Source organism: Yersinia massiliensis (assembly GCF_003048255.1).
GTDB classification, from domain to species: domain Bacteria; phylum Pseudomonadota; class Gammaproteobacteria; order Enterobacterales; family Enterobacteriaceae; genus Yersinia; species Yersinia massiliensis_A.
The window spans coordinates 2580529-2603370 of the sequence record NZ_CP028487.1; the positions used below are offsets into that span (position 1 = coordinate 2580529).

Consider the following 22842-nt stretch of genomic DNA (forward strand, 5'->3'; position numbering starts at 1 on the left):
TTCATCCGTAAATTAGTGGTAACCCAGTGCGCGGTTAATCGCATCAAGAATAATGGGATCTTCTGGCGTCATATCAGGGGCGAAGCGCTCGAGTACCACACCATCACGGCTAATCAGAAACTTTTCAAAATTCCACAAAATATCACCCGGCTGTTTTGGCTCGCGCCCCTTGCTCGCTAAACGCTGATAAAACTCACTACCTTCGGGTTTGATAGCAACAGATTTGGCGGCGATTAATTGCTGATACAACGGATGCCGTTGCGGGCCATTCACTTCAATTTTGCTGAACATTGGGAATTCAACACCAAATGTGCCGCGACAAAAAGCGTTTATCTCTTCATCACTCCCAGGTTCTTGGCCTGCAAACTCATTGCTTGGGAAACCTAATACTTCAAAACCTTGTTGATGATAGGTTTTATACAGATTCTCCAACCCTTCATACTGCTTAGTCAGGCCACACTGAGAAGCCACATTGACCACTAACAGAACCGAACCTTTATATTTTTCTAGTTGAACAGATTGATGATCAATGGTTTTCACTGAGATGGAATAGATTGGATGACTCATCAAGATGACCTCTTATTCAGCAATGATATACAGGCGAATTCGCCCTAAAGTGACGCAGTGACAGCCGTTCACTTTACACTTTTCACCCGTGTCAGCAACCAGATAAACAACGGCGAACCGAGCGTAGCGGTCACTACGCCAATGGGCAATTCCGCCGAGAATAAGGCAATGCGCGCGATAACATCAGCGAACAGCAGTATTCCTCCTCCCGCCAACGCACAGCCCAATAATAGCCGGCGTTGATCAGTTAAACCGCTCAATCGTAGAATATGGGGGATCACCAATCCAATAAAACTGATCACGCCCGCTAAGGCGACACTGATTCCCACCAACAAGCCAATAGCCAACACCAACAAATTACGCCACAAATGCAACGGAATACCCAATTGATTAGCTTGCTGCTCACCTAAGGACATAAAATTAAGCACTCGCCCCTGGCAACAAAGCCAGACCACAATAGGGAACAACGCAAGCACCAAACCCTGTTGCCGCCAATCAATGCCACTAAAGCCCCCCATCATCCAATACATCAGCTGGCGTAAATCCAAACTGGTACTGAAATAGACAGCCCATGTCATGATGGCACTGCAAACGATCCCCAAAGCCACCCCCACCAGCAACAAACGGGCATTGGTTAATAAGCGCCGGCGAGCAAAACCAAGCAGCAATATCGTCATCAATAAAGCACCCGCAATCGCACAAGCACTTAAAAACCAAATAGGCAGCAACCCGTGACCGAGCAAAACAGCCATGACCAACGCAACACCTGCGCCATTAGCAACCCCAAGTAAGCCAGGCTCCGCTAACGGATTTTCAAATAATGCCTGCATCACTGCACCAGAAACCGCGAGACTCGCGCCAACCATCATCACTGCTAATGCTCGTGGCATACGCAACTGCCAGACAAATAATTTCCCGCTCTCACTGAGCCATTGAGTCGGCATAATCCAAACATCACCGGCGCACAAGCTGATGATCAACGCCAATAACAGCAAGGCCACTAAACCAAAAAGGTAGCGGTGATCTCGCTGACGTTGCCGATGTTGGAGTCTGGTAAATAGCTGACTGGTCTGCATTATATCCTCGGGATGACCTCAGGATTGATCTGAAAAGGTCTGATATTCATGATTAGGTATAGATAGTAGGGGGTTAACATGATGAGGGGAAGTTTTGCATCAAGATTAAGGTGTTTTAAGATGAGAAAGCGCTAATGCTGCCAACCTATTTTAGTGACAACACTAACGCTTTTTATTGATTTTTTGCTACCAACACTGATTCACTATCAACGTTGTCCCTTATTTTGCGGTGGATAAACCTGTTGATCACCGTGGTTGCCATTATTAGGGCCATTTTGATTTCTTTGGCCACTGTTATTTGCCCCACCCTGGCTATGATTTGCGCCGCCTGGGGTATTCGAACCACCTTGCTGTCCCTGCCCGCCTGGGCTATTTGGTTGGTCGCGCCCATTATCGCCACCATTATGATTGTTAGGTGGCGATTGAGTATTGTGACCGCCGCGCTCATTTCGACCCGGCTCCCCACGCTGTTGCCCGCGAAACGGATTATGCCCCTCCTGAGCTGAAGGTGGCTGCCAACGTCCACCATCCCAGTAATAACCGCGCTCATTGCGATCACCAATGTGACCACCACGGTGCTCATGCCACCACTGCGGTGGTCGCCAATCATACCCATCCCAGAAATAACCTCGGCTATCTTGATCCCCTAAATGCAAACTAACCCCAGGTATATTAATATCAAGTGACATGCCAGCCTGCACACCAAGAGGCATCAATGGTAGAAGACACAGTAGTAATAAATACTTTTTCATATAAATCCAAAAATAGCCTTTGAACGTTGATGGATTTATATCAGTGAAAATCAGAAGCCCCAATCAGATAACCTGCACTTTTCAATTCAATTTCACATCGCTTACAGGTTTCATACAGTTATTTCTGAGTGGATCATATAGAGATCAGTGTATTAGGAAAAGCACACTCCACAAGCGTTCAATTAAAAGTCATTTATTGGTTCATTTTTGAGCAATTGTGTGTAAAATGCCGCCTCCCAGAAGGATACTTAGGAACACATAAACCAAGGATAGCCATTCACTTGCTGTTTTAGACGTAGATATGCTTAAGATTTTTATTCATTCAATGGTGGTGTTAACCGCATTAATTACATTTTCAGCTTCAGCTTCGACGGATACTCAACGAAAATTTCTTCAGTCATCCACGATGACGCCAACGTCCAGCCATGCTTTTTCCACGCATAATGACACTGAAAAACTCAAAAAAATCCTGACTCATTATGATAAATGGGAAGGTGTCAGCTATAAGCTCGGCGGTAATTCACGTAAAGGTATCGATTGCTCTGCTTATATGCAGCGCATTTTTGAAGACGAATTTGCTCATCGCTTGCCAAGAAATGCCCGAGAGCAGGCGAAACAAGGTGCGAAAATAAAGAAAGACTCTCTGCAGACGGGCGATTTGGTCTTTTTCAAAACCTCAAGGCGGACAAGCCATGTCGGCGTGTATATTGGGGAAGGAAAATTTGTTCATGCATCCAGTAGCCTAGGGGTAACTATCTCGAATCTCGATAGTAAATACTGGGGTTCTCGGTACGAGCAAGCTCGTCGTATCAAGCATGGCGAAGTATAAATGTCGCATCAATAATAAAGGGACAATGATTGTCCCTTTATCTTTTTATATCATTGTGCTGCACGTCTCATCTAGCGGCGAGCATCAGCCAAATCACTGGGCATAGTCCCCTGCATACTGTGCCAAATCGCCCCACTCTCTTTACCATAAGTACGCAGACAATCCAGCACTTGGTCATAGGCTTTTTCATCACAGAGTGTCGATAACTTGCCATAGAACGTTAACGCCAATTTCCGCGCCTCAGGATTAGAGAAGTAGTAACGCCCGACACGGGTATAAAGCCCTTTCAACCCATTCAGTATCAAACCATAAATCGGATTACCTGAAGCAAAAGCTAACCCACGAAAGATACCGTAGTCCAACGCAGTGAACGCCTCTGAGCTGTCATCAACGGTCAGCGCTTGCGCGAGAATTTCCTGAGATTTTTCTGGATGATTACGAATTGCTGTCCGGACAAAAATAGTCGCGATGTTAGTTCGAACAGCCAGTAAGTTATCAATCAATTGGGGAACACTGTCGTGGTCAAGCCGTGCGAGCGTTTCCAATATACTGAGGCCTGAAGTTTCCCAAAAATTGTTTACTTTCGTCGGTTTACCGTGCTGAATAGTGAGCCAGCCATCGCGGGCTAGTCGTTGCAGCACTTCACGCAATGTTGTGCGAGTCACACCAATGAGCTCAGAAAGTTCACGCTCCGCGGGCAAAATAGTGCCTGGAGGGAAGCGATTATTCCAAATACTTTCGATAATATACTCTTCCGCGAAACCGGCAGGACTTTGCGCCTTTATAACCATTTTTTTGACGTTCCGTAGCAATAAATATTTGCGATTTAATGCGCTCATCATACCAGACGACTTTAATACGATATAGCGCCTGAATCGAACAAATGGCAAAAGCTGCCATAAAGTTGCAAAAATTGTGTAGATGTAAAGATAGGCAGGCAATACATATCGCTTTTAGATGAAGAACGTAAAGTAAAAAGTAACTTTGCATATGAATAGCATCATAAAAAATTATTTATGGAGACCCTAACTCACAATGGATATGACAATAAGACAAGCTGCACTCAAGAATTTTCTTGGCAGTTCTCCAGATTGGTACAAATTGGCTATCGTCGGATTTCTCATTGTTAATCCGCTGGTATTTTTCTTTGTTAACCCCTTTATTGCAGGGTGGATGCTGGTAGTAGAATTTATCTTTACACTCGCAATGGCGCTCAAATGTTACCCATTACAACCGGGTGGCTTATTAGCCATTCAGGCCATCGCAATTGGCATGACTAGTCCCCATCAAGTGGCTGACGAAATTGCCAATAACCTAGAGGTTCTGCTGCTCTTAGTCTTTATGGTGGCGGGTATCTATTTTATGAAGCAGCTATTACTGTTTGTCTTCACTAAACTTTTACTCAATATCCGCTCAAAAATCGTTCTCTCGTTTGCTTTTTGCGTCGCCTCCGCTTTTCTCTCAGCTTTCTTAGATGCCTTAACCGTTATCGCCGTTGTTATTAGCGTATCTGTCGGGTTTTATACTATTTATCACCATGTCGCCTCGAATCATGCAGATCAGGACATTACTGATGATAGTTGGATAGACAATCAGGAAAACCGCAAAACGCTGGAGCAATTCCGCGCATTTCTACGTAGCCTCATGATGCATGCAGGTGTGGGCACGGCACTAGGCGGTGTAATGACCATGGTCGGCGAACCCCAAAACCTCATCATTGCTAAAAGTGCCGGTTGGCATTTTGCCGAGTTCTTCTTACGCATGTTACCCGTGACATTACCTGTACTGTGTTGTGGTTTGCTGGTGTGCGTATTGGTCGAGCGGTTCAAGCTATTTGGTTACGGGGCCGAACTCCCTGAACGTGTTCGTCAGGTACTCACTGATTATGATAAGCAGAACAGCGCCAAACGTAGCCGACAAGAAAAAGTAAAACTTCTGACCCAAGCTTTAATTGGTGTGTGGCTGGTACTGGCATTGGCATTTCATATTGCGGAAGTCGGCTTAGTCGGGCTATCAGTGATTATCCTTGCCACCTCACTGTGTGGCATCACGAATGAGCATGCACTGGGAAAGGCATTTCAGGAAGCATTACCATTTACCGCTTTACTGACGGTATTTTTTGCCGTAGTTGCAGTCATCATTGAGCAAAACCTATTCACCCCCATTATTCAATTTGTCTTGCAAGCCTCACCATCAGCTCAGTTATCATTGTTTTATCTGTTTAACGGCTTATTGTCCTCTGTCTCAGATAATGTTTTTGTCGGGACTGTTTATATTAATGAAGCTCGAAAAGCATTTGAACATGGGGTTATCTCTCTTCAGCAGTTTGAATTATTGGCAGTAGCAATTAATACGGGGACTAACCTGCCATCAGTTGCCACACCGAATGGTCAAGCGGCATTTTTGTTCTTGCTGACTTCCGCACTCGCGCCACTCATCCGCCTTTCGTATGGACGAATGGTTTACATGGCTCTGCCTTATACTCTGGTGATGACTGGGGTGGGTCTATTGGGTGTGGAATACCTATTAGTTCCCGTCACAGAATGGATGACACAAAATGGTTGGATAAGTTTGCCTCAGATCTTGTCTAGGGTTAGCATCACAAACTAATTACGTGCATTATACTACCTGCCAGCTCTATACCTTTCTCGCTATAAGGAGGGATGCGCTGGCAAAACAATCCAATATGTTACCCAAAGTCCAATTCGTGCTCGTGATAGGTTGCCACGCGCGAGAAATAGCTGATTTTTGGCTAATTTTACCCTTAGGTAGCTGGCAGCAAAGAGGAATTGGTTTACACTGCCGGTACAATTGCTTACTGCATGGAAAATAAAGATATGTTGCAATTCCTTAACCGCTGCTCTAAAGGGCGCGGTGCTTGGCTGTTAATGGCCCTGACTGCACTTGCATTAGAATTAGTTGCGCTCTATTTTCAACACGTGATGTTGCTACAGCCTTGCGTAATGTGTATTTACGAACGCGCCGCATTATTCGGTATTCTAGGTGCTTCGTTGTTAGGTGCTATTGCCCCTAAATCTCCCCTACGCTATTTGGCTATTTTTGTTTGGATTTACAGCGCATGGCGTGGGGTTCAGCTCGCTTGGGTGCATACGATGCTACAACTGCATCCTTCGCCATTCACGACCTGTGACTTCTTTGTGAGCTTCCCATCTTGGTTACCATTGGATAAATGGGTGCCTGCTGTCTTTGTCGCCAGTGGTGACTGTTCAGTAAAACAATGGGAATTTCTGTCCTTAGAAATGCCTCAATGGTTGGTCGGGATCTTTGCCGCCTATTTATTGATTGGCGTACTCGTACTGATTAGCCAATTCGTTAAGCCGAAAAGACGCGATCTGTTTAGCCGATAATCGCTGTACATATCTTTATCGATTGTAGGCGCCTTTTTGGCGCCTTTTTTATTTCTGCTTTATCGCGTATTTATCCAGCATCACGTTGTATTCAAAAACAAAAAGGCCACCCTGAGGTAGCCTGATATTTATCTAACAGTCGTAAATTACGCTTTCGTATGGGTACAAGTGTATTGATTAGCCTGCTCGCCATCAACAATAGCCAGACGAATGGGTAGCCCTGATATATTAAGGGAAGCAATAACTTGCTCTTGGCTGTTCGCTTTCTGGAAGATAAGTGATTCCCCTTGGCCTTCTGGATTCACTTTAACAAACTGAAATACGGACTGATCAATGGTCAACTGCTGATTTGGGCCATCCAATACCGCAGTAATTTGGTTGCCGTCTTTCAACTGACAATCAAGATTGATTAATGAAGCTCCACCCGCCAGGGCCTGATGCGAAACGCTACCTAAAGTAGCGGAGATGCCGATGATAACAGCGGCTAACGTTGAATATTTCATTATATTAAGTTTCTTGGTTAAATTTTGGCGTTAGTATGCCATAGCAACCCGATGAAGAGGTACGGGTTATCTAGCCCACTGAGGTTTATTCAAAATGTGGTCCTGCCAGTCAACCACTTCACTCTCGCGAACAGCAATATGACGTACAGAGATCCGTTCACCGTGCATAGCCGATTTCGATCCGGTTAATAACGGATGCCAATGAGGTAAGTCATGCCCCTCGCCAATAAGACGATATGCGCATGTAGGGGGTAACCATTCAAAGGTGACGAGATTTTCGCGGGTTAACTTGATGCAGTCTTCTTCCAATTCGAAACGGCGATCATAGTGTCGACACTGGCAAGTTTTGATATTGAGCTGATCGCAGGCGACATTAGTGAAGTAGATTTCATCGGTGTCTTCATCGATCAGTTTGTTCAAACAGCATTGGCCGCAACCGTCGCACAGCGATTCCCATTCACTGTCTGACATCTCAGCGAGTGTTTTTTGTTGCCAAAATGGACGTTGTGACATATCGGTATCCGGTGTGAATAAATGAGCGGGTCGTTATAGACGCTTTAGCTGTCAGATGCAAGCCTTGCCGCCTAGACCATTGGCATAAGCGGCAGCGGTGTTATTAGATGATGCGGGTGTTCAATGTCTTACCATTAAGCATTATTTTAAGCATATCACCCGATTTCATTGGGCCTACACCCTGCGGCGTTCCTGTCAGGACGATATCACCAGCACGTAACGTAAAGAAGCGACTGATGTAACTGATCAGCGGAATGATTGGAGTAATCATATCGCGGGTATTACCCTGCTGACGAATTTCATCGTTGATAGTTAGGGATAAATCCGCCTGTTGTGCATCACCAAATTCAGCCACAGGGATAAAACCGGAGATCGGGCATGAACCATCAAATGCCTTGGATTTCTCCCACGGTTGCCCCACCTTCTTCAAGCCCGCCTGCAGTTCACGTAGCGTAAGATCTAACGCAACACCGTAACCCGCAATCGCACGTGCGACTCTATCTTCGCTGGCTTGCTTTAGCGGTGTTCCGATCAAAACGGCCAACTCAACTTCATGATGGACAGCCCCGAAGTCTTTAGGAATGGACACGGGTTGACGAATATCACATAAGGCCGTTTCAGGTTTAATAAACAGAACCGGTTCGACTGAGGCTGTGCTCCCCATTTCTTTAATATGCTCTGCGTAGTTACTGCCTACACAAACCACTTTACTCACTGGAAAATCCAGCAAAGCCCCTTGCCAGTCTCTATGTTGATACATACTGCCTCTCCTGAATTTACATCCTGATAGACGCGACACCACAATCAAACGACTATGGCATACAGATACTATCACGCCAACTCAATAATCAAGTCTATCCGCAATTTAGCCTGTGATGCCGACAAGTATTTTAGCCAAATCCCTCAACCTGCAGCAAATAACGGATAGATGGGAACGATAGAAACCTAAGCTAGGATTGCACGTTGTTTTCACCCAAATGCATTTTCAGCAAGCTCTCAGGTGGCGGTGGGACTTGCAGATAGAATCCCTGCTCAATCAATGCGCTTTTAACTTTATCAATATCGGCTGTCGCGAGTTTATTACGGTTGTTTAGCGCAAGTTGCATCGCAAATTGGGGTTTGCCAAAACTAGCAAGTAGCTCTGCGGGCACCCTTGAGAAATCGTCTTTCTTTTCGATATAAAGGTAGGTTTGATCCCGTTTCGGACTTCTGTAGATAGCACAAAGCATGTTCTGCACTCTATTGGATGTTTTTGATAATAGGATGGTACGGATGCCAAAATTATAACACGCTCAACCAAACTACACTCTCATCAGCTCGGGATTTGTCGATGACTCGGTAAGATTTCTCCGAAATAATACTGCCAAAGTTTTCATAGAACCGATAATAATCAGGTGTGGCGATCGTACTTATAAAAGACAACCGGTCACGATAATAAATCATGCCGTTTGATAAAATGATGAATTTTACGAATACCGCCAGTTTAGTATTGAGAAAAATGAATTGTTGAAAAAATATACAATCCAAACATGACAGTGATATCAACCAAATATAGGCCGTTCGGGGCTAGCGATTAAGTAGAAGTTATGCTGTAATTTCTTATCAGATTGGTGTCATTGTGGTCTATAGATTTCAATATATTGATACGGATAGATTTATCTTTATATTACCTATAACATGCTTAGGAACATCAGAATAATGTACCCCCGAATGATATTCTGGGGATTAAACGCAGCTGAAACTGAGTCAGGATAGATGTCACAAACGCCAATTGAGTTAAAAGGCAGTAGTTTTACCCTTTCGGTCATTCATTTATATGATTCGCGACCGGAGGTAATCCGTCAGGCATTACAGGAAAAAGTGGATCAAGCACCCGCATTCCTGAAAAACGCCCCTGTTGTGATTAACGTTGCAACGTTACCTAACGGTGCTAACTGGAAAGATCTCCAACAGGCTGTCACCTCAGCAGGTCTGCGTATTGTTGGCATCAGTGGTTGTCAGGATGAACGTCAAAAGCGAGCGATTGCGCGAGCAGGCCTACCGTTACTGAGTGAAGGGAAAGGCCAAAAAGTCGCACCGGAACCTGTTATCAGCCCTCCGGAAAACGCGCCGACCAAGACACGAATCATCAATACACCAGTCCGTTCCGGCCAACAGATTTATGCGCGTAATTGCGATTTGATTGTTATCAGCAGTGTCAGTGCTGGTGCTGAATTAATTGCCGACGGCAATATTCATATTTATGGAATGATGCGAGGCCGTGCGCTAGCAGGTGCATCCGGTGATGCCCAATGCCAGATTTTTTGCACACACCTAGGCGCTGAACTAGTCTCTATCGCAGGGCAGTACTGGTTGAGTGATCAGATCCCGCGCGACTATTTTGGTCAGGCTGCACGTCTACATCTGCTAGATAATGCACTAACTATACAACCTTTAAATTAAGCCCTTTTGACAAGGAATCCATTTCATGGCACGCATTATTGTTGTTACATCGGGTAAAGGGGGCGTTGGCAAGACCACATCAAGCGCGGCTATCGCAACCGGCTTGGCCCAAAAAGGTAAAAAAACCGTGGTTATCGATTTTGATATCGGCCTACGGAACCTAGATTTGATTATGGGATGTGAACGTCGGGTCGTTTATGATTTTGTTAATGTCATTCAAGGTGATGCCACTTTGAACCAAGCACTGATAAAAGATAAGCGTACAGATAATTTGTATATTCTGCCTGCTTCTCAGACCCGCGATAAAGATGCCCTGACTAAAGAGGGTGTTGAGAAAATTCTGAATGATCTTGGCGAAATGAATTTTGAGTTCGTTGTCTGTGACTCTCCAGCAGGTATCGAGAGCGGCGCTTTGATGGCACTGTACTTTGCTGACGAAGCCGTTATCACGACGAACCCAGAAGTTTCTTCAGTCCGTGACTCAGACCGTATCCTTGGGATACTGTCTTCTAAGTCTCGCCGTGCTGAAAATGGTCAAGACCCGATTAAAGAACACCTGCTGTTGACCCGCTATAATCCAGGGCGCGTTAATCGCGGCGATATGCTTAGCATGGAAGATGTCCTTGATATCCTGAGGATCCCATTGGTTGGCGTTATTCCAGAAGATCAGTCTGTACTGCGTGCCTCGAACCAAGGCGAGCCTGTGATTCTGGACAAAGAGTCAGATGCTGGTAAAGCTTATGACGATACCGTTGACCGTTTGCTAGGAGAAGAACGCCCCTTCCGCTTCATTGAAGAAGAGAAGAAGGGCTTCCTGAAACGCCTTTTTGGGGGATAAACCATGGCTTTGTTAGACTTTTTTCTGTCCCGCAAAAAACCGACAGCCAATATAGCCAAGGAACGGCTGCAAATTATCGTCGCTGAACGTCGTCGTGGGGATAGTGCTCCCCACTATCTACCTGACTTAAAACGCGATATTTTGGCGGTTATTTGTAAATATATCCAAATCGAACCTGAAATGCTGCATGTGCAATTTGAGCAGAAAGGGGATGATATTTCGGTGCTTGAACTTAATGTGACATTACCGGAAACGGAAGAAACACCTAAATGATGTCTTCGCAATAACTCACCCCTGTATTTATTTACAGGGGTGTTTGTTTTCTGCTGTTTATTTATTGCTAGTGAGAAGTTTCATTACTGGATATTCATCCAGCTTTATTATTGCTTTTATATATCGTTTCGACAAAAGAAGAGAATTCCTAGCCTATATTTTAGTTATTCACCAAATGTCGATAAATTAAGAATTGAGTTAATCAGAGTAGAGATAACTCCCCCACCCTGAATATCAATTAATACTGCTGTAAGATCTCAATCAATTCTGCCGATAACAGATCACCCCGCCAGCCACTTAATAACTCAGGCTGAGAATCAGATAATTTCAGCTTCCAATGCCAGCTCAATAATTGGTTAATTTGACGACGTGATGCCAGTAATTCACTGCTCAGCCCTGAGCGCTCACTGACAGCCGATATTAATGCTTTAATATCCTTAAAGACCTTCTTATAGCCAGGCTGATCGATCAAGTTAGCCACCGGTGGTGGAAGTTGGTCATCAGGTACTGCGTTGCCCTCGGCGACCAGTGCAAGCAGAGTACGCCCATGATAGCGAATCTCCTGCCCGCTTAACCCCAGCGAATCCAACTCACCCAGCGAGGTTGGCTGGTAACGAGCCACCTGCCAGAGATTTTCCTCTCGCACGACAAAATTAACCGCCAGATCACGCTCACGGGCCTGACGCAAGCGCCAAGCTGCTAGCTTCTGCAAACATGCTAATTGGTGGCCTCGTAGCTGCCAAGCATTGGTTATCTCACGGTAGGCTAATTCAGGGTCCAGAGTCTCACTGCGGCGGCGGCACAACAGCAAGCATTCATCTTTTGCGGCATCCATACGCCCCGCTGCTTCTGTTGCTTCCACCAATTTGGCGGCTAACGGTAACAAGTAAAATACGTCGGCGGCCGCGTAATCACACTGTTTTTCGCTTAATGGACGAGCGATCCAATCAGTACGAGACTCACTTTTATCTAATTCAACGCCTTCAAATTCGTTGACCAGCATGGCAAAACCGCAAGATAGCGAGCGCCCAGTAAAAGCGGCTAATACCTGAGTGTCAATCATCGGGGTTGGCATCCCGTCGAAAGCATTGAGGAACACCTCAAGATCTTCACTGCCAGCATGCAAGTATTTCACTACATTCAAATCTTGCAACAGCTCACGAAAGGGCTTCCACTCTGTGATTGGTAAAGGGTCAATCAGTGAAAGTTGTTCACCGTCATACAGTTGAATCAGGCCCAACTGAGGGTAGTAAGTGCGTGTTCTGACAAACTCTGTATCCAGCGCGATATGGGCATGTTTCCGGGCTTGTTCGCAGACTTGCTGCAACGCACTATTGGTCGTGATCAACTGATAATTCAAAACGTCATTCTCATGGTCGTTATAGCCGCCCTTTTTGCAAGGGCGGCTATATATGGCAAACACAACAACGCCGGTGATGACCGGCGTTGTTGATAATGATTGGGTGATGCTGTTACGTTAAGCTGCGTCTTGATCGCCAGACTTATTCATAACCAATTCGTCACGCAATTCCCTTCGTAAAATCTTGCCGACATTCGATTTCGGCAACTCATCACGGAATTCTACTATTTTTGGTACTTTATACCCAGTAAGGTAGCGACGGCAATGGGTTAGCAGTTCTTCCTGTGTCAGTGACGCATCTTTTTTCACGACAAATAGCTTCACTGCCTCACCGGAAACCTCATTAGGCACGCCAATGACCGCAGACTCCAGCACTTTTGAATGCAACGCGACGACATCTTCAATCTCATTGGGGTAGACGTTAAAACCTGAAACCAAAATCATGTCTTTCTTACGATCGACAATACGTAAGAAACCCTGTTCATCAAGTGTCGCGATATCACCTGTCGCTAGCCATCCGTCTTTTAGGACTTCATCTGTCGCGGCAGGCCGTTGCCAATAGCCTAACATAACTTGTGGGCCACGCACCCATAGTTCACCCGGCTCACCAAATGCCACATCTTGGCCCTCATCATCGACCAATCGAACATCCGTTGAGGGGACTGGCAGACCAATACTGCCGCTGTAATGTTTCAAATCATAAGGGTTACCCGTCACTAATGGCGAACACTCGGTCAAGCCATAACCTTCGAGCAAATGCTTCCCAGTGAGTTTTTCCCACCGTTCAGCCACAGCTTGCTGTACGGGCATGCCACCACCTACCGACAACCGTAGTGTGGAGAAATCTAACTTGTGAAATTCTTCGTTGTTTAACAACGCATTGAATAACGTATTCACTCCCGTCATGGCGGTGAAGGGATAATGGCTCAGCTCTTTCACCAATCCTGGAATATCTCGCGGGTTGGTGATCAGTAAGCTACGCCCACCTAATTCAATAAATAGCAGGCAGTTCATCGTTAACGCAAAAATGTGGTAAAGCGGCAACGCGGTGACCACTAATTCATGGCCAGGCTGCAGCAAGGGCGCATAAGCCGCTTTTGCCTGTTCTAAATTTGATTGCATATTGCGGTGAGTTAACATTGCCCCTTTAGCCACACCGGTCGTACCACCGGTATACTGCAAAAAAGCCAAATCAGTGTTAATTACATCCGGCTTAACATATTGCAGACGACGGCCTTTTTGCAGCGCAGTGCGGAAAGAAATGGCATCCGGTAAATAGTATTTTGGCACGAGCCGCTTAATGTATTTCACCACGAAATTCACTAGCGTCCCTTTCGCCGCGGACAATTGATCGCCCATACGCGTTAAAATAACGTGTTTAACTTGGGTATTAAAAACCACTTTTTCTAACGTATGAGCAAAGTTGGAGACGATAACAATTGCCGCAGCGCCGCTATCCGTCAACTGATGTTCCAACTCGCGTGGGGTGTAGAGCGGGTTAACATTCACTACAACCATGCCTGCCCGTAAAATACCAAACAGAGCAATAGGATATTGCAACAGGTTTGGCATCATTAAAGCGACCCGGTCACCCTTTTGTAAACCCAAACCCTGCTGTAAATAAGCAGCGAAAGCACGACTACGCTCTTCCAATTTACGGAAAGTCATGACCTCGCCCATATTGATGAATGCAGGTTGGTCCGCATAACGCAACGCCGCGTTCTCAAACATTTCCACCAAAGAAGAATAGCGATCCGGATCTATTTCTGCGGGAACATCAGCCGGATAACGCTTTAGCCATACTTTTTCCAAGGTAGTACTCCTGAAATTGTTATTGGTCGCTAAGAAAGACCCAAATTTACACCAGAACTTTAACAATATTTTAACTCAGCGTACCAGTTTGCTTTTAAACAATTTTAAGGTTGGGAGATACATCACTATTTTCTCGTGCAATGATTCCAAATAAGGTTAAGGCAACGAGAATTACACATTAATATTCAATTAAATCAATTGGTTAATATTTTACATTAATGTGATAAAACCTAACAGATTGATTTTATAATTCTTTCAACTAAGTCCCGTACTCTAATAAACATAAAAAAGGCGCTATATTCAGCGCCTTATCTTATTCATATCACCAGTTAAACAAATCGCGCTATTCAGTCACGATAGTTTGTATCGGCATTGGGCCGGGACCGTACCATCCCCAGCCTGGTCCCCACATATCTGGGTGACGATAGCCCCATGGGCCCATGGTGGGTGGCATCATCACTTGCTGTTCAATATGCCAACGCTTATAACCCGTGGCATTCATGACAACGAACTTATAGGGCGTCTTGCCAATGTGGCCTTCTTCGACACCGGTAATTGGCCCGACAACCGTGACGAGATGACCACGAAAATCGGCTGGCTCGAGGAAGCCATTCACATAAGCAATCACTCGCCCTTGCGAAGGTTCACCCAAAATAGGTCTGGCACCAGAATCTAACGGCACACTTGAAATCTCAAGGCGGGTACGGTGTACCTCGTTAGCGACACTGATGACTGTGCCACCAAAACGCGCTTCTTGACCAACAAAGACCGTTGGATCGGTTCGAACCAGATTAAGATTCTGCTGTGGTGTGGCTGTCGTACCCTGAATCGCAGGCGGGATCGTCACACAACCGGACAGTAATAGAGCCCCAAAGCCCAGAAAACCTAGTCTCCATTTACGGTTTTTATGATTTGTCGATTGAGTTATCGATGTTTTTATCATCATAGTCTGTACGCCCTATTATCATTAGCTATCCTGATATTTTAGACTCTAATTGCGATAACAAGTTGCTCAGCTCATTATTTTCATTCGGTAAATGTTGGGAAGCACGTTTCTAACGACCAGGTAATTTCTTCCAAGTCACCTCATTGCGTAAATACACCGGTTCAGCATTTTCCACGCTGACGGCCTTTCCACTTGCCCATAATGACAATGCCAGAGGCAACATATCTTCGGCGTGAGGCAAAATCATTTGACCATCAGCCAACAACAATTGCTCGCCACTAATCAAATCTGGGTAAGTCTGCCAACCCGTGCCGACCGTTGCCCAATGACCACTCAACTCTTCCGCACGTACCTGCGCCTGTGCTGGCGTCATCACCGCTTCAGTCGTATCACCAAGCCAGTGCCCTGCAGCATCTCGCTCAAACTCACCCCAGTAAACCTCGCCCATTCGTGCATCTATCGCAGCCAACACTCGAGAAGCGCCGGTGAGACGAAATGCCCCTTGCGCCATAGTTTGTAAGGTGGATACACCGATCATTGGCAAATCTGCACCCAATGCCAGCCCCTGCCCAATGCCAATACCAATACGTACGCCGGTAAAACTACCTGGGCCACGACCAAAGGCCAATGCATCAAGCTGACCCAAAGTGATGCCCGATTCAGCTAAAATTTGCTGCACCATCGGTAAAATTCGTTGGGTGTGTTCCCGTGGGCAAAGCTCGAACAACGTATGAATATCGCCGTTGTTCCAAAGTGCGACAGAACAAGCTTCTGTTGCGGTATCGATCGCTAAAATTCGCGTGGACATTGCCAACCTCGGCAGGAAAAAAGTATGAATTCAACACAGGGCGCGCATGATATCACACCCTTCCTCGCTTTTCCCTTGCTCGCTTAGTCTGACGTGCGCTGTTGGAGAAAAGCGATGGCTTTGGCCAAATTACGCGTTCGAGGCGCTGGCGGCAGGCTATTAAGGAACATTGCGCCATAAGGCCGCATGACCAACCGGTTATCACAAATCACCAGTACCCCACGATCATCAATATCACGAATCAAACGCCCCACCCCCTGCTTTAGCGTAATGACCGCATCAGGCAGTTGCACATCGTTAAACGGGTCTCCCCCGCGTAACCGGCAATCCTCAATTCGAGCTTTGAGTAAGGGATCATCCGGTGAAGTGAAGGGCAGCTTATCGATAATAACGCAAGATAATGCATCCCCGCGCACATCCACCCCTTCCCAAAAACTGCTAGTGGCCACTAATAAGGCATTGCCTGCCGCCACGAACTGCGCCAGTAGCTGACCTTTGCTAGTTTCACCTTGGACCAAAACTGGCAATGTCATACTGGCGCGAAATTCTTCCGCCAGCCCTCGCATCATCTGATGAGAGGTACATAAGAAGAAACAACGCCCTTTGTTCGCATCAATTAATGGTTTGAGCATGACCGCCAATTTACGCGCAGCGCCCGGCTCATTGGCGGAAGGAAGATTACGCGGCACGCAGAGCAAAGCTTGATTGGCATAGTCAAATGGGCTGGGTAACAGCAAGGTTTTAGCGTTCGTCAGGCCTAATCGAGTGGTGAAATGCAACAATTGGTCATTAACAGATAATGTTGCGGAGGTGAAAATCCAGGTTCCCGGTTTCTCTTCGATCAATTCGCGAAAGCGGTCCGAAACAGAAAGCGGGGTCAGCGCTAAAACAAAATGGCGTGAATTGCATTCATACCAATAGCTGTAACCTGGCACTGTGACGTCTTTTAAACGTTTGAGGCGGTTACGGTAAACCGTGGCACGTTCAAAGGCCGCATCTAACATGGCCGAACGCCCTAATGACAATTTCATGACGTCGTAGCAGAGTTCTAGCGCATCATCGAGCAGCAACAACGCACGTTGTATAGCCGGTTGCTCCATGACATCACGTAAATTGCCACGATAACCGGGGTCGCCCAACACCAAACGGAAATCTTGGGTGCTTTGCGACAACCGGTCAGCACTTTTCTGCAACTGTGCGGAATCCCGTACTTCCGTGCGATAGGCAATAATAATGTCTTTCGCCAAATCCATCAGTTGCCTACTGGAGAGCTGCTGACCAAAGTATTGGCTGGCAATGTCAGGAATTTGATGGGCTTCATCGAAAATCATCACATCTGCGGTGGGGATTAACTCAGCAAAGCCACTCTCTTTGACCACCATATCGGCCAAAAATAGATGATGGTTAACCACGACAACATCAGCGTCCATCGCTTTGCGCCGAGCTTTCACCACGAAACATTCTTTATACAACGGGCAGTCACTGCCCAGACAGTTATCATTGGTGCTGGTGACCAGTGGCCAGACGAAACTGTCCTCCGCGACTTGGCCGCAAGTGCTGATATCGCCATCAACGGTTTCCGCCGACCACCCTCGCAAACGAACCAAATCGACCAATGTCTCACTGGCCAACTCGCCACCAGCCAATGATTGTTGCTCAAGACGTTCTAGACAAAGGTAGTTTGAGCGCCCTTTCAGTAAGGCCAATTTCCCTTTGTATTTTAACGCACTGGCAACTGTCGGCAGATCGCGAGAATAGAGTTGGTCCTGCAACGCTTTAGAGCCGGTAGAAATGATCACTTTGCAATCAGCCCGTAATGCCGGGGCCAAATAGGCAAATGTTTTACCCGTGCCGGTGCCCGCCTCTACGACCAATTGCTGCTTGGCATCAATAGATTCACTGATAGCCGCAGCCATCAGGCGTTGGGATTCTCGGGGATTAAAACCTGTAATGGCCTGCGCTAATGCGCCATCTGTTGCAAAATCGTCTATCACTCTGTCTCTTCCGGGCGAAATCAGCGGTGATTATGCCAATCCTATCGTCCTACGACCACACATTCTCGCCGCAAGCTATGCTACCCTTACCCCAACAACTGAGATTGACATTGATGCAAGGGAGTGAAAATGAGTATTGAACGAATTAATCCAGAAAAACGTTGGTCTGATGCGGTAGTTCACAACGACACTATCTATTACACCAGCGTACCGGAAAATTTGGATGCTGATGCCACTGCGCAAACGGCCAACACCTTGGCTGCTATCGATATGATCCTGAACCAACTGGGTTCAGATAAAAGCCGTATTCTGGATGCCACCATTTTCTTGGCGGATAAGGCAGATTTCGCCGCGATGAATGCAGCTTGGGACGCGTGGGTCGTTGATGGCAATGCACCGGTACGTTGTACCGTCGAGGCCAAACTGATGAATCCAAACTATAAAGTTGAAATTAAGATTATTGCGGCAATCTAGTTTTTTGCCCCTGGCGGGCAAAGGCTAGAAATTATTCTGTCGTCATGAGTGTTGCAGGGGCATCTCCCCTGCAACTTATTTTCCGCCGCAACTTACGTTCAACTACAACTTACGGTTCACTAGAACATAAAGTAAGAAGTCGATCTCAAGACAGCTTAATCATCACCATCCCAGCCAGTAGCAACGCTAAGCCTATCCAGCCTTTATAGTTGAGTCGTTGGTTAAATAGAATCCAACCGGCGGCCACTGTGGCGGCAATACCAAAACCGCCCCATAAAGCATATGCCACTGATAGCTCAATACCTTTGACCGCCTGAGCCAAAGCACTGAATGCCCCTAATACTGACAGCAACGATAAGATACCCAGCCACACGCGGCGGAAACCATCTGACATTTTCAGCAAGATATTCGCGATAATCTCCAGAATGACCGCCAAAATCAGAAAAGCAATATGGTACAACTCAAGCTGTTGCATGATGCTCACCCGCACGCCTGTTTTGGTCGCTTGGCTTTTTCGGTTTACGTGTACCCGACTTCACTAACATGATGCCAGCCACTAAGGTCGCTAAGCCTGCTATTTTCATGGCTGATAAACTTTCATCAAACCATAGGACGCTGAAAATAGTAATAATCAGGATCCCGATCCCTTCCCATAAAGCATAAGCCACACCCAAGGCGACTTTTTTTACCGCTAGCGCGAGCAAAATATAGGAGCCAGTTATCATAAAATACATCACGATATGCCCCATCATTTCACCACTGACACTGGCGTACTTCATCGACAAAGTGCCAATAATTTCAGCGACAATCGCTAAACCTAAAAATATCCAATAAATCATCTTTCTTCTCCTAACATACAGATACCCGATAGATTTCAAGATGTAGGAAGCTGATAAAACTGTTAATCCTTATAGGCTGACTCGAGCCAGACTTTTGGCTTAACAAAGGCAGCAAACGTACAATAATTTGAAATAAAGGGTACAAACGCACGCTAAGGTCTATTTATTACGGTTATCCTTATTCGACGCCCCATTGGTCAGGAATAGGCGTGCATAGGCCGTAAGAAATAGAAACTCACTTGGCGTATAAATTTTGTCAAAAATTTACTGACGACTGAAGAAGAAAGACGCTACAGCTCGCTGCACCAGTGATGCTCACTGGCCAGAATGGCAGACAGGAAGAGTTGGCAGGTAGACGGTTTGAAAGTAATTCCATTAGTTTTAATCATAATATATCTCTTTTTTTTAGCCACACCTGCTTGTGCCACATACTTGTTAGCAAAAACCAGTGCGATACGCCTAAAACCCTCATCAAGTTGGAATAATTCACTGTTGTATTTTTACCACAGCCAATCTTATAAAGCAAACCATCAATTTAACAAATAGCTCAAAAAAGAGATTTAAAAATAATAAGTTAGTGATTCCGGAAAATAAAAATTAGCACTCGCTTCTCTCTTTAGCCTGAAGACGACTGGTTGATTTACTTCTCATTAAGCTAATTTTTATGGATTAGAGATGAATTGGTTAACACGTCTATCGATCACTTTTATATTCCTAAGCGGCTGTTAACCATACAGGCCCTGCTGAATGACCAAACTTTGAGGAGCCCCAGTATCTCTTTCCCTTATAAAATAAGTCATAAAATCTCCTTAAAATTATTAGTTATCACTTATCTACCTTAATGCTTATGACCTTTTTCGACTTACTTTGATCCCGCCTTAGCCCTCGAGTTCAGTTCAGGATAGATGCGCTAGATTGCCTCTCTCGAAAATTGTTTTTTTAACCTAATTCACTCTTCAATTAAATGAATTGGAGTTGAACGCTATCTGGAGATGGCTTTATGTTGCATCCTACTTTACGCACGACACCTATCGCCCTGAGCTTATTACTCGCTTTAGGGTTCTCATCCACATTATCTGCCGCCATTTCAGATGTTCGGGTCAATCAATCTGTTCAACAAGCTGAAACAGCTGCCAATCATCTTGAAGTCTCTCGACAAATTCTGCTAGTCCAGAATGGTTCTCCCAATTATTTTATAGAGCAGCAGAAGCGTAAGTACTTAACTCATCCCACTCAATCCAGTGGCTTCTGGGCGAATAAAAGTGAAACGCTAAAGATTGAATACCAGCATCATGGAGAAGACATTAATGTGTTACCTGAGCTATGGATTGTGCCAATCAATAAGGGTAAAGATGAAAACCGTGGTAAGCAGATTGTTAAACTGAAACCGGGTATTAATGAAATCGAAGTTAAGCATGCCGGTGCAATTTATTTTGCTGCAACGAATCAACCCGGCAGCAGCGAAATCATCATTAATTTGCTCGAAGGCGGAAAGCCAATGCCTCGCTTCATCCTAGGTGAGAATACACCTGAAGATTGGCAGATAAATTTGAAAAAGTACGGCGACTCACCTTTTGCTGAACTGGTTGGCAAGCGCATGATCCTCACCATGCCAATTAAAAATATGCGTAAGCAGGCAACCGACCCTGAGGGAGTACTCGTGTTGTGGGACCGCATCGTTGATCTCGCCGAAGAACAATTTGGACTCAGTTCTAAAAGAGCCTTCCCCCATCGTGCAACCCCATTCCAGTATCAGTTCACCAGTAAGTCTGACAGCACATCAGGTTATATGTCAGCGTCGGATTTTGGGTTAAGAACGAATATGTCAGGTATTCCAGAGGTGATAACGACTGACTTACTAAAAAAAGCATGGGGACCATGGCATGAGTTAGGTCACCACTACCAAATGCGAGCATGGACTTTTGATAACGATGGTGAAACAACTGTCAATCTAACTTCTTTGTACGTTCAACGCGCGCTGGGAGAAACGTCTCGTCTTGAAGCCGAGTCGCGTTGGAATAATGTTTACGAGTTAATGGCGTCAACAGGACACAATTATGAGGATGTAGACTCTTATATCCGTTTTGCGATGTTTTGGCAGTTGGATCTGACTTTCGGGCAAGACTTCTACCAACGACTTGGCGATCGTTATCGCACGATGACACCCACTGAGCAGCCAAAAAACAACGATGAAAAAAAGCAGCGTTTTATACTTGAAACGAGTCGAGTTGCCGGCGTAAACCTGACATCGTTTTTTGATCGTTGGGGCCTGAAACCGACGAAGGATACAAGCGCTCAATTGGAAGCGATGAATTTACCTCAGTTAACGAAGCCGATTTGGTTGAATACCGACGCTAATATTGCTCACACTTACTCACTGACTGAGCAGAATATGACCGGTGATGTCCGCCTCCCCGACACGGTCAATGCAGGGGATATATTCAGCGTATCTGTCGATGTGACTAACCGAGATGCTTCAGCGCTGACTTACCGCTGGGATATTCCGTCGGGCGTTCAAGTGATTGCGGATAGAGGCCATGAGATCACCCTGCGTGCGCCTCAGAACGTACTTCAAAATGCGATGCTATCAATTCCAGTTACAGTGACCGATAACAATAATATGGCAATTAGGCTAGCCAGTTCGACTCGATTGAAAACCACGGGTGACAATATATCGTTTCGTGACGCTTTTAACGACGTCATCAAGCAACGTTACCAAATAGAAGGAGACATTAATCTTTGGAACGATGCATCACCTAAAGGTGTTGTTGGCACTTATTATCAATCCGACAATACATTAACTCATACCCGTGACTATTACCGACTAAAAACGCGCTCATATTGGTATTTCCCTTCCAATCAGACCAGTAATGAATATTGGGAATATTTGGAGAGTTATGATGGTAGCCAATTTCTAAAGGGTGAAGTCGGTGATGTTGACCAATCCATTGAAGCTGAACAAGTGGTGGAAGAAATTAAGCCGGTAACTCAATGTAATGTGCCCTCTTGGGAGGTAAAAGCTTACAGTGAGCCGACCACCGTCAGCAAAAATGGCCGCATTTACACGAATAAATGGTGGGTATCCGCTACCGCTATGCCTGGTGATGTTGCTGAAACAGACACAACTGGCAACGGCACAGGATGGGGTAAGGTTTGGGAAGATAAAGGCCCATGCGATGTCGCCGTTAAAGACGAACTACAATCCGCCATCGAATCCAAACCCGTCACACCTCAACAATGTAATACGCCATCATGGGAGCAGAAAGCCTATGGTGAACCGACAAAAGTGAGTAAAAATGGACGGATTTACATCAATAAATGGTGGGTTGCTGCTGACAACATACCCGGTGATGATGCTGTGACTGACACCACCGGCAACGGTACGGGTTGGAGCAAGGTCTGGGAAGATAAAGGTGCTTGCTAAGACATAATGTATTAAAGGCAGGGG

At 45.7% G+C, this 22842-nt stretch carries 23 protein-coding genes; 8 read left to right on the forward strand and 15 right to left on the reverse strand.

Translation table 11 applies throughout. From position 1 onward, the window contains the following. Positions 1 to 12: 12 nt before the first annotated feature. The 3 genes from DA391_RS12045 to DA391_RS12055 form a co-directional block, all read right to left on the reverse strand. Positions 13 to 567 (reverse strand): glutathione peroxidase, encoded by a 555-nt coding sequence (locus tag DA391_RS12045; RefSeq protein ID WP_108087740.1) that lies wholly within the window; start codon positions 565 to 567, stop codon positions 13 to 15. 68 nt (positions 568 to 635) lie between these two features. Next, entirely contained in the window at positions 636 to 1643 is a 1008-nt protein-coding gene (gene btuC, locus DA391_RS12050; protein ID WP_108087741.1) for a vitamin B12 ABC transporter permease BtuC, read from the reverse strand. 206 nt (positions 1644 to 1849) lie between these two features. Further along, positions 1850 to 2395 (reverse strand): DUF2502 domain-containing protein, encoded by a 546-nt coding sequence (locus tag DA391_RS12055; protein ID WP_108088272.1) that lies wholly within the window; start codon positions 2393 to 2395, stop codon positions 1850 to 1852. Between the two features lie 301 nt (positions 2396 to 2696). On the opposite strand from DA391_RS12055, the gene DA391_RS12060 reads away from it, so the two are divergent. Beyond that, positions 2697 to 3224, forward strand: coding sequence for an NlpC/P60 family protein (locus DA391_RS12060; RefSeq protein WP_050081185.1), 528 nt, complete (start codon positions 2697 to 2699; stop codon positions 3222 to 3224). A 71-nt stretch (positions 3225 to 3295) separates the two neighbouring features. Here the strand turns inward: DA391_RS12060 and fadR are convergent, their stop codons facing one another. Beyond that, on the reverse strand, positions 3296 to 4015 hold the full coding sequence (fadR, locus tag DA391_RS12065; protein ID WP_050081305.1) for a fatty acid metabolism transcriptional regulator FadR: 720 nt from the start codon (positions 4013 to 4015) through the stop codon (positions 3296 to 3298). A 244-nt stretch (positions 4016 to 4259) separates the two neighbouring features. Between fadR and nhaB the strand changes: the two genes are divergently transcribed. Together nhaB and dsbB are read left to right on the forward strand one after the other, a co-directional pair. Then, positions 4260 to 5834, forward strand: a complete 1575-nt coding sequence (gene nhaB, locus DA391_RS12075) for a sodium/proton antiporter NhaB (RefSeq protein ID WP_050081186.1) — start codon at positions 4260 to 4262, stop codon at positions 5832 to 5834. A gap of 227 nt (positions 5835 to 6061) precedes the next feature. Continuing rightward, positions 6062 to 6592, forward strand: a complete 531-nt coding sequence (dsbB, locus tag DA391_RS12080; RefSeq protein WP_050081306.1) for a disulfide bond formation protein DsbB — start codon at positions 6062 to 6064, stop codon at positions 6590 to 6592. Positions 6593 to 6738: 146 nt separating this feature from the next. Here dsbB and DA391_RS12085 read toward each other — a convergent pair whose 3' ends face one another. From DA391_RS12085 to DA391_RS12100, 4 genes are all read right to left on the reverse strand, one after another. Next, the gene (locus tag DA391_RS12085; protein WP_050081187.1) at positions 6739 to 7095 is read right to left on the reverse strand and encodes a hypothetical protein; all 357 of its coding nucleotides are present in this window, start codon (positions 7093 to 7095) and stop codon (positions 6739 to 6741) included. A 66-nt stretch (positions 7096 to 7161) separates the two neighbouring features. Beyond that, the gene (locus DA391_RS12090) at positions 7162 to 7608 is read right to left on the reverse strand and encodes a YcgN family cysteine cluster protein (RefSeq protein ID WP_019209849.1); all 447 of its coding nucleotides are present in this window, start codon (positions 7606 to 7608) and stop codon (positions 7162 to 7164) included. Between the two features lie 103 nt (positions 7609 to 7711). Beyond that, the gene (locus DA391_RS12095; protein ID WP_050081251.1) at positions 7712 to 8368 is read right to left on the reverse strand and encodes a fumarylacetoacetate hydrolase family protein; all 657 of its coding nucleotides are present in this window, start codon (positions 8366 to 8368) and stop codon (positions 7712 to 7714) included. 190 nt (positions 8369 to 8558) lie between these two features. Then, entirely contained in the window at positions 8559 to 8837 is a 279-nt protein-coding gene (locus DA391_RS12100) for a YcgL domain-containing protein (RefSeq protein WP_050081252.1), read from the reverse strand. A gap of 526 nt (positions 8838 to 9363) precedes the next feature. Between DA391_RS12100 and minC the strand changes: the two genes are divergently transcribed. Genes minC through minE form a run of 3 tightly spaced genes read left to right on the forward strand, consistent with a single transcriptional unit; the run spans position 9364 to position 11161 of the window. Continuing rightward, on the forward strand, positions 9364 to 10050 hold the full coding sequence (gene minC / locus DA391_RS12105; protein WP_108087742.1) for a septum site-determining protein MinC: 687 nt from the start codon (positions 9364 to 9366) through the stop codon (positions 10048 to 10050). A gap of 25 nt (positions 10051 to 10075) precedes the next feature. Further along, positions 10076 to 10888: a septum site-determining protein MinD gene (gene minD, locus DA391_RS12110; protein ID WP_004874204.1), complete on the forward strand. Its 813-nt coding sequence runs from the start codon at positions 10076 to 10078 to the stop codon at positions 10886 to 10888. A gap of 3 nt (positions 10889 to 10891) precedes the next feature. Next, a complete protein-coding gene (gene minE / locus DA391_RS12115) occupies positions 10892 to 11161 on the forward strand; it encodes a cell division topological specificity factor MinE (RefSeq protein ID WP_004874203.1) in 270 nt (89 codons plus the stop codon). Positions 11162 to 11399: 238 nt separating this feature from the next. On the opposite strand, the gene rnd is transcribed toward minE, so the two are convergent. The 5 genes from rnd to DA391_RS12140 form a co-directional block, all read right to left on the reverse strand. After that, positions 11400 to 12521 (reverse strand): ribonuclease D, encoded by a 1122-nt coding sequence (gene rnd / locus DA391_RS12120; RefSeq protein ID WP_050081253.1) that lies wholly within the window; start codon positions 12519 to 12521, stop codon positions 11400 to 11402. 117 nt (positions 12522 to 12638) lie between these two features. Beyond that, positions 12639 to 14333 carry a long-chain-fatty-acid--CoA ligase FadD gene (gene fadD / locus DA391_RS12125; protein WP_050081254.1) on the reverse strand — a complete coding sequence of 565 codons (1695 nt, stop codon included), beginning with the start codon at positions 14331 to 14333 and terminating at the stop codon, positions 12639 to 12641. Between the two features lie 343 nt (positions 14334 to 14676). Continuing rightward, complete coding sequence (locus DA391_RS12130) at positions 14677 to 15279, reverse strand: Slp family lipoprotein (protein WP_057645083.1); 603 nt, start codon at positions 15277 to 15279, stop codon at positions 14677 to 14679. Positions 15280 to 15388: 109 nt separating this feature from the next. Further along, positions 15389 to 16087, reverse strand: a complete 699-nt coding sequence (gene tsaB, locus DA391_RS12135; protein WP_108087743.1) for a tRNA (adenosine(37)-N6)-threonylcarbamoyltransferase complex dimerization subunit type 1 TsaB — start codon at positions 16085 to 16087, stop codon at positions 15389 to 15391. A gap of 83 nt (positions 16088 to 16170) precedes the next feature. Beyond that, positions 16171 to 18081 carry an ATP-dependent DNA helicase gene (locus tag DA391_RS12140; RefSeq protein ID WP_108087744.1) on the reverse strand — a complete coding sequence of 637 codons (1911 nt, stop codon included), beginning with the start codon at positions 18079 to 18081 and terminating at the stop codon, positions 16171 to 16173. A gap of 129 nt (positions 18082 to 18210) precedes the next feature. Here DA391_RS12140 and DA391_RS12145 point away from each other — a divergent pair, with 129 nt between their 5' ends. After that, positions 18211 to 18555 carry a RidA family protein gene (locus DA391_RS12145; protein WP_019209840.1) on the forward strand — a complete coding sequence of 115 codons (345 nt, stop codon included), beginning with the start codon at positions 18211 to 18213 and terminating at the stop codon, positions 18553 to 18555. 145 nt (positions 18556 to 18700) lie between these two features. Here DA391_RS12145 and mdtI read toward each other — a convergent pair whose 3' ends face one another. Both mdtI and mdtJ read right to left on the reverse strand, forming a co-directional pair. Beyond that, positions 18701 to 19030 carry a multidrug/spermidine efflux SMR transporter subunit MdtI gene (gene mdtI / locus DA391_RS12150; RefSeq protein WP_019209839.1) on the reverse strand — a complete coding sequence of 110 codons (330 nt, stop codon included), beginning with the start codon at positions 19028 to 19030 and terminating at the stop codon, positions 18701 to 18703. Continuing rightward, positions 19017 to 19394, reverse strand: a complete 378-nt coding sequence (gene mdtJ, locus DA391_RS12155; protein ID WP_049608208.1) for a multidrug/spermidine efflux SMR transporter subunit MdtJ — start codon at positions 19392 to 19394, stop codon at positions 19017 to 19019. The genes mdtI and mdtJ overlap by 14 nt, the downstream gene beginning before the upstream one ends. Before the next feature lie 1000 nt (positions 19395 to 20394). On the opposite strand from mdtJ, the gene DA391_RS12160 reads away from it, so the two are divergent. Beyond that, positions 20395 to 22818, forward strand: a complete 2424-nt coding sequence (locus DA391_RS12160; protein WP_057649502.1) for a M60 family metallopeptidase — start codon at positions 20395 to 20397, stop codon at positions 22816 to 22818. Positions 22819 to 22842: the final 24 nt, after the last annotated feature.